Consider the following 13,229-nt stretch of genomic DNA (forward strand, 5'->3'; position numbering starts at 1 on the left):
ATGTTTTAATAACATTCACATTAATTTTTTTTTACTTAATACCATTTATTATTTCAAAAATTATAAGTATTGAGAAAATACTAAATTATAAAAATATACTAGCTTCCTTTTTGATTTTTATCATTTTAGCCGTCAATTTTGATTATCAATATAATTTAAGTGGAGGTGGGATTTTTTTTAAAATTTCTAATTATTTATTTGATAATAACTACTTTTTTTTTATCTTTTCATTAATTTCAATAATTTATATTTTGCCAATTTTAATTAGAAATAAATTAAATTTATTGATTTTTTTATTAATAATTATAAATAACCCTCAATATACAATGTATCATAAATACTTTGATCCATTTTTAATTATATCATTTTTCTCAATTTTCATACTAAAGAAAAATCTTGATTTAATTTTATCATTAAAAAATTTATTTTATATCTACTCTTTTTTTCTTTCATTTTTAATTTTGAGTGTTTACAAATAATTAACTAAATAAATTATGGAAGATATTACTCTTGTAATACCAGCAAAAAATGAAAAGGAGTCCTTACCCTCCGTGCTTGATGAGTTGAGCAAATATAATCTAAAAAAAATTGTAGTTCTTGAAAAATCAGATGTACAAACAATTGATGCAATAAAACATTATGATTTAAGAATTCTATTTCAAATTAAAAAAGGTTATGGAGCTGCTTTGATTGAGGGTATCGAAAGTGTTAAAACTAAATATTTTGTTATATTTAATGCAGACGGATCTTTTAACCCTAATGAGCTCAAATTGATGTTTGAAAAAGTAACAAATAATAATGCTGATTTGGTATTTGGAACTAGGTATGAAGTTGGATGTGGAAGCGATGATGATAATTTTATTACTTTAGTTGGAAATTTTATTTTTACAAAAATAGGTAAAATTTTTTTTAAATTAAATCTTACAGATATTTTATACACTTTTGTTTTGGGAAAAACAAAACTTGTAAATAATTTAAAAATTAAAAATTATGATTTTTCATACTGTATTGCTTTACCAATAATTGCTAAAAAAAATAATTTAAAGCTTTGTAATTCAAAATCTTTTGAACGTAAAAGAATAGGTGGCAAAAAAAAAGTTAATGCATTCAAAGATGGTATGCTCATACTTTTGTCAATGATTAAACTTTTTTTCAAAAATTAATCTTTGAAGTAACAAGTAAAAACCAAAATAGAATAATACATTCAAAATCAGAAGATTTATCTGGATATATGTTTGATTTAGATTTTTCGAAGCTACAAAAAATATAATTAAATTATATAAATTAATCGATAAACTTGAAAATATATTTGAATAGATATCTTTTAACTTAAGTTTTCTTTGGAAATAAATAAATAAATATTGGTGAAGATGTTTGTTGTCTGGTTCTAATGGATTATTATTGGTGATTAATTTTCTTATTATAGAAAATAGGGTTTCAAAGCATGGATACCACAATAATAATATTATAAAATAAGGTGTGACAAAGTTGTTAGAGTTATAAATATAAATTAAAATGTATCCGATAAAAAAACTTAAACTATAAGCTCCGTTATCTCCTAAAAATAATTGGTTTGTAAAATTTAAAAATAAAATAAATAAAAACAAAACAAGAAAGTATTGAATATTTTCTACTGATAATCCTAAACTCATTATTAAATTTGATTTATAAAGAACAACTAAAATTAAACTGAAATATCCAAGTAAAAGACCATTCAAACCATCAATAAAATTTGATCCATTTATTAAAATCATTAAACAGAAAACAGTGAAAAGATAACTTAAATAAGTGTTCTTAAAATTTTTATCAATAAAATCAATTCTTGATGGTAAAACCTCTAGTTTACTAATGAATACAAATAATGAAATTACAATTAATTGTAAAAAAAATCTTTTTTTCGCAGAAGATAAAATGTTTGAATCTGATAATAATCCAATTACAGATAAACAAAAAAATGTAGTCAAAAATAAAATAAAATCATTGTTGAAAATTAATGTAATAGGTAAAATTAAGAATATTCCCCCAGTAAGAGGTATAGATGTATTTGTTAATTTTTGATGATCAGATCCGTTATAACTTTGTAGATATTTTTTTTTTTTTATAAATAAATTTAAAAAAAAAATTATAACTACATAAATTAATACATCAAACATTAGCTTTACTTTTGTAAGATTTAACTAAAAAATTAATAGATAGTAAAAAAAGATAAAACAGAGATTTAATATGTCCATAATTTAAATAAAATCTATAAACTACATATCCATCTTTTAATTTTTGAAAATTAGATGAAGACAAAGAGTCTTCAAGACTTCTCCAATTCGTTAATGGCATGTCTAAACCATGTATTGGTATACCTTTTTTAATAATTTTTAACCATAAAATAAAATCCTCTTTTGTTTTGGTTTTAGAAAATTTTATATTTTTACTGATTATTGATTTTTTTATCATAACTGTTGATAGACCAACATCACAGGAAGTAACTAAATCTTTCAAATTAAAAAAATTTTTTGCCTTTCTAATTTGCGTTATTTCATTCTTCTTATTAAAAATATTGTAGGATGTATGTGAGACTAAATAATTATTTTTTTTCATAAAATTTAATTGATGTTTTAATTTATTTTTTTTCCAAACATCATCTGCATCAATGAAACATATATAATTACCCCTTGAAAATTTTAGCCCTTTATTTCTCGAAAGACCCGCACCTATATTTTTATTATTTTTAATTAGTTTAATTCTGGGGTCAATTTTAATTAAATTTTTTAAAAATTCCAAATCCTCTATAGAGGAATCATCATAGATGATTAGTATTTCAAACTTTCTGTAAGATTGATTTAAAATTGAAATTAAAGTCGATTTAATATATTTTCTTTTTTTATAATAAGGAATTATAATACTAATTAAATCCATTAATTGTAAAATTATACTAACATAAATTACTTATAATAAAAAAAAGATCTAAAATTAGGCCAGAAATATGTTTTTGCTTGATCCTTTATTAATTTTTCTAATATACTCATCTATGGAAATAATTTTTTTAAAATTACTATCATAAAAATCATATCCGTAGTACTTGATAATTTTTAAAAGATCATAAGCTGTATATCCGTATTCCTTATAAAGATAAGGTGCAAGCTCCATAACTATTTTTGGTTTGAATTTTTTTAAATAATTAACTCCACTCTCAAATACAAATAATTCATTTCCATCTACGTCACACTTAATAAGAGATTCCTTTATTTCATATTTTTCTGTAAGGTCATCTAACGAAAATATATTTGCATTTGTTGTAAATTTTTTAATACCTTTGTGCTGCGAATGTTTTTGATTATCAGTATTTAATTCCCAACTACTATAAACTTGGTTTGGTATCACATTTTTACTAGAAATAAATGCCTGGATAGGAATTATGTTTTTTTTTAAATCTGGATTTAATTCAATATTTTCTATTAATTTATCATATCCATATTTAGTAGGTTCAATTGCAAAAATCCTCGAAAATTTATGTTCATTTGCAAAATTAAGTGTGTGGCTTCCACAGTTTGCACCAATATCAATTATATCAATATTTTTTGTCTCATTTTTTAAAATATTTTTAACAATTTTTTGTATTGATGGTTCAAAACTTCCAAAAAGAAAAATGCTTAAGTCTATTGCTTCATTTAAATCAAGTTTCCAATTAATTTTTTTTCTTTTAGTAATTTTGGAAGAATTAGACAAAACATAAATAAGGATCTTAGATAAATACTTTGCAATAAGAATTTTAAAACTTGTTTTCATTGGATAAAATAATAATAATAATATTAATTAATGTTAAAAAACTTATCTAAAATTATTAAAAATAATCAAATTATTTTTATACTTTTAGTAATAAATTTTACAATATTTACTATCAGTTCCAATTTTCAAATCAATAAGTTTAAAGAAATTCCATCTGACTCAGAAAAATTACCAAAGCTTTTATCATCTCCAGTCGAAATAAATTTATGGAAAAAAGGCTATGACTTTAAAAACAAAAATTTACTTTCAAATATTCAAGATCATGAGTTTAGACATCATTTTTTACCACCAAAATTATTGGGATTATTTGGAAAATTATCTGGGCTAAAATTTTACGATAATAATAAAATAAATTTTGATGGTATATATTATTTTTTTTTATTTCAGACAATATTATATTATTTATCTATAATTTATTTTTATAAAACCTTAAAAAATCTAAAACTAAATAATTTTATAATCTATTCATCAATTATATTCCTTTTATTTGAACCAACAATAAATCAATATAAATATACAATTTTTGGTGAAACAATTTTTTTTACTATTTTAATATTTATTTTTTCTTTTTTAATTAATTTACCAAGAAAAAACCTCACCTATATATTTATCGGCTTATTATTTGGAATTTGTTATCTTCAAAGATCTGTTGCGATGTTTTTAATTATAGTCCCTATATTAATTCTAATATTTGAATTTAGATCCAATTCAATATCTAAGATTTTAAATTTAGGAATATCATTTAGTTTAATTTTGTTAATGTTAGGATATTTAAATTTCAATCGAGTGAATATATTTTATGTTCTACCAACCCAAACTATAGATAATCTCTATAATTACTTCCTACCAAGTGTAGAAATGAAAAGACTTAGTTTGAAATCAATTGAAGATGCAAAGCTAAAGTTAAAAAATGAAAAAATTAATTTTGCACAAGAAAAAATGCTCAATCTAGAAAAAGAAGTTGACAGAATAACTTTTTATCAATGGCAAAGAAATAAGGCTGTTAACACTTTATTAAATAATAAAATAATAACATTTCAGACTGCACTAAAATCCTCACTTCATTCAACTTTATTAAATCCAACAGAAATAATTTTTGGAAGAATAGTTGGATCGGGCTATTATAAAAGCGAATTACATCAAAAAACAATTAAATTTAGAATTCTTTATTCTTTAAGTATCTATATTTTGATTTTTTTTGGTTTCATTTATACAATTAAACATAAAATATATTTTCCGCATGTGCTTCTAATGGTATCTTTATATTTTTTTACTATCTCATCTTGGGTAGGTTATACAAGATATTTTGTTCCTTCATATTTATCTTTGAATTTATATTTTGGATACGGAACATATTATTTGTATTCTATTTTAGAAAAAAATAAATTTAGATGAAAAAAAATATAATTATTTTCATGCCGTCAATTGAAAAAGGTGGTGTAGAAAAAAATTTTTTTATTGTAAGTAATTTTTTATCTAAAAAATTCAATAAAATTTCTGTAATTTCTATTTCAAAAAAATATAAAGGTAAATTTAACAAATCGATAAATTTAATAAGCTTGAATTCAAATTGCTGGGATAAATGTAGTAGAAGAATAAAATTTTTGCTATCTTTATTTTTATTAATTAAAGAAATATTAAAAAATAGAAATACTTTAGTTTTTTCATTTCAAGCAAATATTTATACAATTTTTATATGTAAAATTTTTTCAATAAAAAATATTGTCAGATGTAATTCATCACCTACTGGATGGTCAAAAAATTTCTTTAAACAATTTCTTTATAAATTTTATCTTAATAAAGCAGATAAAGTTATGGTTAACAGTAAAGAATTTAAAAGAGAATTAAAAAAAAAGTTTAATGTGAATTCTATTTGTATTTATAATCCATTAGATACTAAAGAAATAATTAACAAATCTAAAATTTCATCAAGAAAAATTTTTAAAAATAAAAAACTTAAAATCTTAAATATTGGTAGATGCACTGAACAAAAAGACCAAATTACCTTTTTAAGATCTCTTACAAAGATTAAAAACAAAATTTCCTTTCATGCAGTGATTATTGGAGAAGGACTACTCAGGAAAAAATTAGAAAATTTTGTTTATGAAAATAATTTAAAAAACCATGTAACAATTGAAAATTTTAAAAGTAACCCCTATCCATTTATAAAACAATCTGATTTGTTTATACTTTCGTCCAAATATGAGGGTCTTCCAAATGTAATCTTAGAAGCAATTGTTTTAAAAAAATTTGTAATTTCTAGTGCCTGTCCGACAGGACCTAAAGAAATTTTGCTTAACGGAAAAGGTGGTTTCTTATTTAAAGTAGGAAACTATGAACAACTAACAAAAAAAATAATTTTTTTCAAAAATAATAAGTCTAAATGCAAATTAATGACTAAAAAATTATTTAAAAGTTTGAAAAGATTTGATTATAATAAAAATTTAAATAAATATTTTGATTTAGTAAACAAATACATTTAATTTTACTCAATAATTTCGGTCAATGTCTTATAATGTCTGAATTTAGTGTATTTTAAAGAAGATTTTTTTGCTTTTACTTTTTTTTTAAATTTATCCTTTTCATTTACAAAATCTATAAAACTTTTGAAAAGAGAATTTTTATTATTTGTTTTAAATAATATACCATTTCGACCATAATCTAAAAATTCTGATGGGCCATTAGGACAGTCGCTAGAAATTACAAATAAATTTGAAATTGCAGCCTCTACAATTACAAAACCAACCTCTTCCCACAAAGATGATAAAACAAATACATCGGATTTTTTCATATATTTATAGACATTTTTCACATGACCAAGTAAGTGAACTTTTGACTCGAGTTTATTAATTTTAATAAAATTTTGTAACTTATTTTTTTCTTCACCATCACCCAAAATAATCAAAATAAAATTGTCGTTTAAATTTGAAAATTTCATAAACTCTTGAATTAGATAAGTAAAATTTTTTTGCTTTGTTAATCTTCCCGCTGCTAAGATAATTTTTTTTTCTCCATCACTTGGTAATTTTATTCTTTGATTGTGAGTCTGAGATTGAAATTTAGTTATATCAATTATCGCATCTGGTAAAAAGAATACTTTTTTTTTATAAAAAACCTTGTTCTTTACTAAGCTGAGTTTCAATTCATTTGTGGGACATGTAATTTTATAAATTTTTTTAGAAACTAATTTCCAAAAAAAATTTCTCAAATAATTCAATTTCGGATATCCAGAAATTCTTAAAATTAATTTTGTTTTTAGATCAAAGAAATAAAATAAACACATTGGTAAAGATGTGATTAAATGGATTATTAAAACATCTGGTTTATATTTTTTAAGTAATCTCAATAAAGGCAAAAATGAAAATATAAAAATTATTAAATACGAAAGTCTGCTTTTTATTAATCCTGTTTTAGGTAGAAATTTATAATAATTAAAATTTAAATCTATTACTTCCACTGAACCTGATTTAAATTCATCTTTATAATCATTCCATTCTCCACAAGCATTAATAATTTTAACATCACTATTTTTATCAAATTTTGACAATGATAATGCTGAGTTCATAGTTGACTTTACTGTGCCTACAGGATTTAAACATGGTGACCAATAATAAATTTTTTTTTTCATTATTTAATACTTTACAATTATTAACTTAATTTATAAGTAATTTTTATCAAATGATATTAATAACTGGAAGTGCTGGATACATAGGATCGCATATATGTTGTTATCTGGATAAAAAAAAAATAAATTATATAGGCATAGATAATCTAAGCTATTCTTACTCCAAAAATATAACAAATAAAAAAAAATTTGCTAGAGTTGATATTTCAAACTTGAAAGAATTAAAAAAAATTATTTCAAAAAATAAAATTAAAACTGTAATACATGCTGCTGCTTTTTCTTACGTAGTAGAGGGAGAAATTTTAAAAAAAAAATATTATACTAATAACATAGTTAAGACAAAAAAATTTATAGATTGTTGTAAAAATAACAACATAGAAAATTTTATTTTTTTATCATCATCAAATGTATATAAAGAAAAAAAAAATAACTCTGCCTATAAAGAAAATAATTTTTTAAAACCTAAAAATTTCTATGGAAAAAACAAACTTATTATTGAGAAATATTTGAATAAAAAATTTAATAAAAAAATAATTTTAAGATTGTTCAATGTGATTGGTATATTTAATAAAAACTTTATTATTTTTAAATTTAAAAAAAATAATTATCAGAGGCTTATATTTAAATTAATACAAAATATTCAATTAAATAAATCTACAAATATAAATTTCTTTAAAATAAATAATAAAGTTGTTTATCCTGCTAGAGATTTTGTTGACGTGAAAGACGTTGTAAAAATAATTGAAAAAATGCTTTACATGATCCGTTCTAAAAAAAAAATTTCGGAAATAATTAATGTTGGAAGTGGAAAAAGTATACATATTAATAAAATCGTTAATTTACTTAACAAAGTTAGAAGCAATAGATGTAATATCAATCTTAAGGAAATATCAAAAAAAGAGCTTTTTTATACTAGATCAAATATTACCAAATTATCAAAAATAATTGGAAAAAAACCTAAGCTAAACCTAAATAGTATTATAAAATCACATTTCAAAAAATTATGAATAATTTCATAAGTACTTTTCAAAAAAAGTCACGCCATCATTTTAAATTATCTAAATTTATTTACCCTGAATTGATTAAATTAAATAATGATAACATTTTAGAATTTGGAGTGAGTGAGCAAGCAATGTCAACAGATTTGTTTTTGAATTATTCGAAAGACAAAGGTTGTAAGTTATTCTCAATAGATAATGTAGATTATTCCTATAAGTTTAAAGATAAAAATTGGAAATTCATCCATTCTAGAGATGACAACTATGATTTTGTAAAAAAAAATATTCCTAATTATTTTTCGCTTATATTACTTGATACTTTACATGAAGCAAAACATGTTCAAAAGATAATTTATAACTATTTTAATATGCTTGAACTAAATTGTTGTTTCTTCATTGATGATATAAGTTGGATACCATACGTTAAAGATAGTGATAAAAATCGATTTTATGGAGAAATAAATAATCTAGAAACATTCAATTTGCTTCTAGAAATTTATTACAATAATAGAGATAACATAGATATTGAATTTAGTTTTCAAGGAACTGGTATGTGCAAAATTACAAAAATTAAAAATGTTGCACTTAATAATCCTAGAAAAATACAAACAAGACAAAATACAATTAAAAATTTCATTAGAAAAATCATAAGGTAATTGCAATACATGAGGGAATTAATTATGTTTTTGCCTTCTGTAAATAAAGGTGGAAATGAAAAAAATTTTTTTTCTACTGCAAATCAATTAAATAAAAATAAAATTAAAATTCATGTAATCTCATGTGATATTAATGAAATTCAAAAAAATTTAAATTTTAAAAATCAGATTTATTCTAAAAATTATGAAAGATTGAATTTAAAAATAAAATATTTAATTTGTTTTTTTATACTTATTTTTAATAATAAAAAAAAATTCCCAATATTATCTTTTCAAGGTAATATCACGGCAATTGTAGCTGCAAAAATTATTGGTTGTAAAGTTTTTATTAGATTTAATTCATCGCCAGACAATTTTATTAATAATTACTTTCAAAAATTTTTTTTTAAATTTTTTTATAGCAAAGCTGATGGAATATTTGTTAATTCAAAAGAAATGAAACTTAGATTAAAAAAAATATTCGGATTAGATTCAAATATAGTTTATAACAATCTTAATGTAAAAAAAATAAAATTATTATCAAAAAAAAAAATAAAATTAGTTCGTTTTAAAAATTCTAATTTAAAAAAAATTATAATAGTAGGAAGGCTAGATAAAAATAAAAATCATAAATTTTTAGTTGAAACATTAAATAGAATATCAAAAAGGTTAAAATTTAACTTGTTAATTTTAGGATCAGGACCAGAAAAAAATAATTTGAAACAACTGATATATAGCTATGGTTTAAATGACAAAATAAAAATTATTAGCTATAAAAAAAATCCTTATCCATACATTAAAGCTTGTGATTTTTTGATCTTGTCATCATTTTATGAAGGATATCCAAATGTTTTAATTGAAGCCGGTTGTCTTAATAAATTAATAATAAGTTCGAGTTGTAAAACTGGCCCAAAAGAGATTATTAATAATAATAAAAATGGTTACTTATATGAAAGTAATAATTACAAAAGCTTATCAACCACTCTTGAAAAAGTTAACTCAAATAAAGAAAAAAATAAAAAAAAAATTATAAATTTAAATCGCTATATAACTAAGTTTCATAATATTGATAATTCAAAAAAATATTTAGATTTCATTTTTGTAAAATGAAATAAATTTTTTTGCTCTAAGTTTTGTGTTATTTTTTTTTGAAAAGTTTATAGAATTTAAAATTATATTTCTGTTGATATTTTGGTTTGAAAGAACTTGATGAAATTTTAACTTCCATGCAAAATTATTTAAATAATTTTTTACAAATACACAATTATAATTATTTCTTAATATTTCCTTTAAAACTTTTATTTCAGAGGAAATTATAATTTTACCAGCTGCCAAATAATCAAACATTTTAAGTGGTGAAGTATAATTAAATATATCCCCAACATCTCCAGCAACAGTAATTTTGTTAGTATAGGGTAATAAAAGAATATCCATCTCATTTATTTTTTGCTCTAATTTTTTTTGATCGATATAAGAATGAAAAAAAATATTTTTTTCAGAATATTTTTGTCTTAATTTGTGAACATCATTACCATCACCACCATAAATGAAAAAATTGAGATGTTTAAAAGCTCTTGATAAAAATAATATTTTTTCAATACCTCTAGATTTGTATATAGACCCAAAATAACCAACATTTTTAATTTTTTTTTTGATATTTAAATTTATATTTTTTAAATCTGAACTATTAGATAAAACATATATTTTATCAGGTTTTATATTGTAAGTTTTTATATAATGATCTTTCAAAGTTTGTGTAGTTGTAACAATTTTAATTACATATTTTGAATTGAAAATATTTAGATGTTTAAAAATTAATTTTACAAGTCTACCTTCAATACTCATATCATTATGAATTTCAATTATATGTTTTTTCTGCAAAATACATAAAAAAAAAGAGGCTATGAAAATTCTAGTAATATAAAAATTTGGTTTAAATTTAAATGACTTTAATATTGATATCATTGAGAACAAATAGTAATTCAATCCTACTGGAAAAGAAGTAAAATTTTTTAACCTAAAGATTTTAAAATTATTTTTAAGATTATAAAATTTTTTAATTGAAGTATTTTTCATTCCAGTATTGGGAAGAAATATAATTAAATTTGATAACATAGAAAATGCATCAGCCATTTTTGCAGTTTGCAAAGAACTAGCATTTTTTGATGGCATAGCTGATGGAAATATATAACAAATATTTAAATTTTTATTATCTTGGGTCATATAAATATTTATTTATTTCTTCTTGAAGAGAAATATTTCTATTTTGTTTTGGGACTAATTTGGCCATTCTACCAATTAAAGTAATACTATAATATTTATCTAAAACTTTATAATGAGATCTTCTTTTGTAATCATCTAATAAAATACAAGTTTTATTTAAAGATATTTTTTTTTTATATTTTAGTAATTTTAATAAAAATAAAACCCTGTATCTTCCATCAACAAGAATAAAATCAGGAAATTTTTTAAATTTAAAAAATTTTTCTATATACTTAATATAATTTATTGCTGTTTTTTTGTTTATAAAAATTGGGTAAGAAAAATCTCCGACAAAACCTAAATTAAAAAATTTTAAATTATTTTTTTTATGAATTTTACTTAGCATGAAGTTATAAAAACTCTTACTTGTTTCAATTGAAAAAAAAAATTTATTTTTTTTTTCAGCTAAAAGTGTTGAATTTCCTGACCCTATTTCAAAATAATAATTTGAAATTGAAATTTTTTTAAAAAAAAAATTATTAGCTTTTTTAGATCCAAAATTTATTAATCCATCAATTTCATAATTTTTAAAAATAATTCTTTTAAAATAATTTATATTTAATCTATTTAAATTCCTTATGATCATTTATTGATATTTTTTTTATATATATTTATGTCGTTCTTATTATCAAATTCAAACCACAATCCTCTTATTTTTACATAACTAAGTAAAAAACCAACATTTATTAAATTCATAAGTAAGCTAGTCATATCTAATTTTAAAAATTTTTTATTTTTATTTTTTATTTTTTTTTCATAAAACTTAATAAAAAAATTTACTACTTTCTTATTAAATTTAGTTGCACCAATGTACCTGCCATCAATATCATCTAATTTTTTTGTTTTTTTTCCAATATTTATTATTTTTTTTTGTTTAATCTTTAATGTTTCCAGATCATCTTCCATTCTATCTGTTAATTCCCATGCTTTCTTCCAATTAATATCTACAGCTGTAGTAATTTCATTTTTTGCTTTTATGATCTTGTGTATTATTTCATCAGAATACATAATGTCCCCATACAAAATCACAATATCATCATTAAAATTGTTTTTGAGACAATTATATAGTGAATAAACCATATTAGTTTTTTTAAAATTTCTTATTAAAGAATACTTATATTTTTTTTTTGTGTGCTTAAGAATTTTTTTATATTGATATCCTAAAGCTAAATATATTTGATTTTGCTTAATTTTATTTTTTTTCAATAATTTAAGCGTAATATCTATGAGAGCACTACCATTTATTTTAATCAAGCACTTTGGTTTATTGATGTTAATTCTTCTTCCAAATCCTGCACATAAAATTATTACTTTCATTTAATAAATTTTATTAAATTATTTATTTTTTTATAATTAGTCTCTCTTTCTGGATGCCACATAGTTCCATAAATTTTATATTTGTAATGTTTAAATTCCTCAATTGTATTGTCTGTTGCGAAGGCTATTATTTCTAAATTTGTTCCTAAACTTTTTTTATCGATTCCAAAATTATGGAAACTATTTACTTTTAAACTTTGTTTTTTTAAAAAATTATTTTTATTTTGATATTTTATCTCATGAAATGTACGCATATGATTTTTTACTTTTATTAATTTTCCACCAAAAAATAAATTTAGTACTTGCATCCCCCTACAGATTCCAAGTATTGGGAGTTTATTTCTAATTGAAAAATTAATTACATAATTTTCAATAGTATATCTATTTTTGATTATTTTATTTCTTGTATATATATCATTTCCTCCTTGTAATATTACTAGGTCAATTTTTTTTTTAAATTCTTTTAATATAGATTTGGTTGCAATTTGAGAGTTGGGAAGAATGATAAATTTAATTTTTTTTTTTTCAAAAAAATTAATCCAATAATAATCAACAAAATCACAATAATTTTTATGATGTTTTTTAATATTAGATGTTAAAGCAACAAGCATA

14 protein-coding genes are annotated in these 13,229 nt (G+C 20.8%); 6 read left to right on the forward strand and 8 right to left on the reverse strand.

What is annotated here, in order from left to right:
• The first annotated feature begins 494 nt into the window (after window positions 1-494).
• Window positions 495-1,163 carry a glycosyltransferase family 2 protein gene (locus tag ACTTAU_RS00005; RefSeq protein WP_438304391.1) on the forward strand — a complete coding sequence of 223 codons (669 nt, stop codon included), beginning with the start codon at window positions 495-497 and terminating at the stop codon, window positions 1,161-1,163.
• Here the strand turns inward: ACTTAU_RS00005 and ACTTAU_RS00010 are convergent.
• From ACTTAU_RS00010 to ACTTAU_RS00020, 3 genes are read right to left on the reverse strand one after another with little or no spacing between them, the layout of a single operon-like run.
• Entirely contained in the window at window positions 1,134-2,153 is a 1,020-nt protein-coding gene (locus ACTTAU_RS00010) for a hypothetical protein (protein ID WP_438304392.1), read from the reverse strand. The genes ACTTAU_RS00005 and ACTTAU_RS00010 overlap by 30 nt on opposite strands.
• Window positions 2,146-2,910, reverse strand: coding sequence for a glycosyltransferase family 2 protein (locus ACTTAU_RS00015; RefSeq protein ID WP_438304395.1), 765 nt, complete (start codon window positions 2,908-2,910; stop codon window positions 2,146-2,148). Before ACTTAU_RS00015 ends, ACTTAU_RS00010 begins: the two co-directional genes overlap by 8 nt.
• A gap of 54 nt (window positions 2,911-2,964) precedes the next feature.
• On the reverse strand, window positions 2,965-3,780 hold the full coding sequence (locus ACTTAU_RS00020; protein WP_438304397.1) for an FkbM family methyltransferase: 816 nt from the start codon (window positions 3,778-3,780) through the stop codon (window positions 2,965-2,967).
• A 30-nt stretch (window positions 3,781-3,810) separates the two neighbouring features.
• On the opposite strand from ACTTAU_RS00020, the gene ACTTAU_RS00025 reads away from it, so the two are divergent.
• Both ACTTAU_RS00025 and ACTTAU_RS00030 read left to right on the forward strand, forming a co-directional pair.
• Complete coding sequence (locus tag ACTTAU_RS00025; RefSeq protein ID WP_438304398.1) at window positions 3,811-5,175, forward strand: hypothetical protein; 1,365 nt, start codon at window positions 3,811-3,813, stop codon at window positions 5,173-5,175.
• Complete coding sequence (locus ACTTAU_RS00030; protein WP_438304399.1) at window positions 5,172-6,263, forward strand: glycosyltransferase; 1,092 nt, start codon at window positions 5,172-5,174, stop codon at window positions 6,261-6,263. The genes ACTTAU_RS00025 and ACTTAU_RS00030 overlap by 4 nt, the downstream gene beginning before the upstream one ends.
• Window positions 6,264-6,265: 2 nt before the next feature.
• Here ACTTAU_RS00030 and ACTTAU_RS00035 read toward each other — a convergent pair whose 3' ends face one another.
• The gene (locus ACTTAU_RS00035) at window positions 6,266-7,408 is read right to left on the reverse strand and encodes a glycosyltransferase (RefSeq protein ID WP_438304401.1); all 1,143 of its coding nucleotides are present in this window, start codon (window positions 7,406-7,408) and stop codon (window positions 6,266-6,268) included.
• A gap of 50 nt (window positions 7,409-7,458) precedes the next feature.
• Between ACTTAU_RS00035 and ACTTAU_RS00040 the strand changes: the two genes are divergently transcribed.
• From ACTTAU_RS00040 to ACTTAU_RS00050, 3 genes are read left to right on the forward strand one after another with little or no spacing between them, the layout of a single operon-like run.
• Window positions 7,459-8,412, forward strand: coding sequence for an NAD-dependent epimerase/dehydratase family protein (locus tag ACTTAU_RS00040; protein ID WP_438304403.1), 954 nt, complete (start codon window positions 7,459-7,461; stop codon window positions 8,410-8,412).
• Window positions 8,409-9,059: a hypothetical protein gene (locus ACTTAU_RS00045; RefSeq protein WP_438304405.1), complete on the forward strand. Its 651-nt coding sequence runs from the start codon at window positions 8,409-8,411 to the stop codon at window positions 9,057-9,059. The genes ACTTAU_RS00040 and ACTTAU_RS00045 overlap by 4 nt, the downstream gene beginning before the upstream one ends.
• A 9-nt stretch (window positions 9,060-9,068) precedes the next feature.
• Window positions 9,069-10,148 (forward strand): glycosyltransferase, encoded by a 1,080-nt coding sequence (locus tag ACTTAU_RS00050; RefSeq protein ID WP_438304407.1) that lies wholly within the window; start codon window positions 9,069-9,071, stop codon window positions 10,146-10,148.
• Here ACTTAU_RS00050 and ACTTAU_RS00055 read toward each other — a convergent pair.
• Genes ACTTAU_RS00055 through ACTTAU_RS00070 form a run of 4 tightly spaced genes read right to left on the reverse strand, consistent with a single transcriptional unit; the run spans window position 10,125 to window position 13,228 of the window.
• Window positions 10,125-11,261, reverse strand: a complete 1,137-nt coding sequence (locus tag ACTTAU_RS00055) for a glycosyltransferase (RefSeq protein ID WP_438304409.1) — start codon at window positions 11,259-11,261, stop codon at window positions 10,125-10,127. The genes ACTTAU_RS00050 and ACTTAU_RS00055 overlap by 24 nt on opposite strands.
• On the reverse strand, window positions 11,248-11,886 hold the full coding sequence (locus tag ACTTAU_RS00060; protein ID WP_438304410.1) for a hypothetical protein: 639 nt from the start codon (window positions 11,884-11,886) through the stop codon (window positions 11,248-11,250). Before ACTTAU_RS00060 ends, ACTTAU_RS00055 begins: the two co-directional genes overlap by 14 nt.
• Window positions 11,883-12,617, reverse strand: coding sequence for an NTP transferase domain-containing protein (locus tag ACTTAU_RS00065; protein ID WP_438304412.1), 735 nt, complete (start codon window positions 12,615-12,617; stop codon window positions 11,883-11,885). Before ACTTAU_RS00065 ends, ACTTAU_RS00060 begins: the two co-directional genes overlap by 4 nt.
• Entirely contained in the window at window positions 12,614-13,228 is a 615-nt protein-coding gene (locus ACTTAU_RS00070) for a gamma-glutamyl-gamma-aminobutyrate hydrolase family protein (protein ID WP_438304415.1), read from the reverse strand. Before ACTTAU_RS00070 ends, ACTTAU_RS00065 begins: the two co-directional genes overlap by 4 nt.
• Window position 13,229: the final 1 nt, after the last annotated feature.

It is taken from the genome of Candidatus Pelagibacter sp. HIMB1505 (assembly GCF_052047915.1).
Taxonomy (GTDB): Bacteria; Pseudomonadota; Alphaproteobacteria; order Pelagibacterales; family Pelagibacteraceae; genus Pelagibacter; species Pelagibacter communis_A.

Excerpts from the sequence above, each read along its gene's own strand:
- ACTTAU_RS00050 (WP_438304407.1), top strand. The coding sequence starts at position 9,069 with ATGAGGGAATTAATTATGTTTTTGCCTTCTGTAAATAAAGGTGGAAAT.
- ACTTAU_RS00020 (WP_438304397.1), bottom strand. The coding sequence starts at position 3,780 with ATGAAAACAAGTTTTAAAATTCTTATTGCAAAGTATTTATCTAAGATC.
- ACTTAU_RS00065 (WP_438304412.1), bottom strand. The coding sequence starts at position 12,617 with ATGAAAGTAATAATTTTATGTGCAGGATTTGGAAGAAGAATTAACATC.
- ACTTAU_RS00035 (WP_438304401.1), bottom strand. The coding sequence starts at position 7,408 with ATGAAAAAAAAAATTTATTATTGGTCACCATGTTTAAATCCTGTAGGC.
- ACTTAU_RS00070 (WP_438304415.1), bottom strand. The coding sequence starts at position 13,228 with ATGCTTGTTGCTTTAACATCTAATATTAAAAAACATCATAAAAATTAT.
- ACTTAU_RS00010 (WP_438304392.1), bottom strand. The coding sequence starts at position 2,153 with ATGTTTGATGTATTAATTTATGTAGTTATAATTTTTTTTTTAAATTTA.
- ACTTAU_RS00040 (WP_438304403.1), top strand. The coding sequence starts at position 7,459 with ATGATATTAATAACTGGAAGTGCTGGATACATAGGATCGCATATATGT.
- ACTTAU_RS00025 (WP_438304398.1), top strand. The coding sequence starts at position 3,811 with ATGTTAAAAAACTTATCTAAAATTATTAAAAATAATCAAATTATTTTT.
- ACTTAU_RS00045 (WP_438304405.1), top strand. The coding sequence starts at position 8,409 with ATGAATAATTTCATAAGTACTTTTCAAAAAAAGTCACGCCATCATTTT.
- ACTTAU_RS00030 (WP_438304399.1), top strand. The coding sequence starts at position 5,172 with ATGAAAAAAAATATAATTATTTTCATGCCGTCAATTGAAAAAGGTGGT.
- ACTTAU_RS00015 (WP_438304395.1), bottom strand. The coding sequence starts at position 2,910 with ATGGATTTAATTAGTATTATAATTCCTTATTATAAAAAAAGAAAATAT.
- ACTTAU_RS00055 (WP_438304409.1), bottom strand. The coding sequence starts at position 11,261 with ATGACCCAAGATAATAAAAATTTAAATATTTGTTATATATTTCCATCA.
- ACTTAU_RS00060 (WP_438304410.1), bottom strand. The coding sequence starts at position 11,886 with ATGATCATAAGGAATTTAAATAGATTAAATATAAATTATTTTAAAAGA.
- ACTTAU_RS00005 (WP_438304391.1), top strand. The coding sequence starts at position 495 with ATGGAAGATATTACTCTTGTAATACCAGCAAAAAATGAAAAGGAGTCC.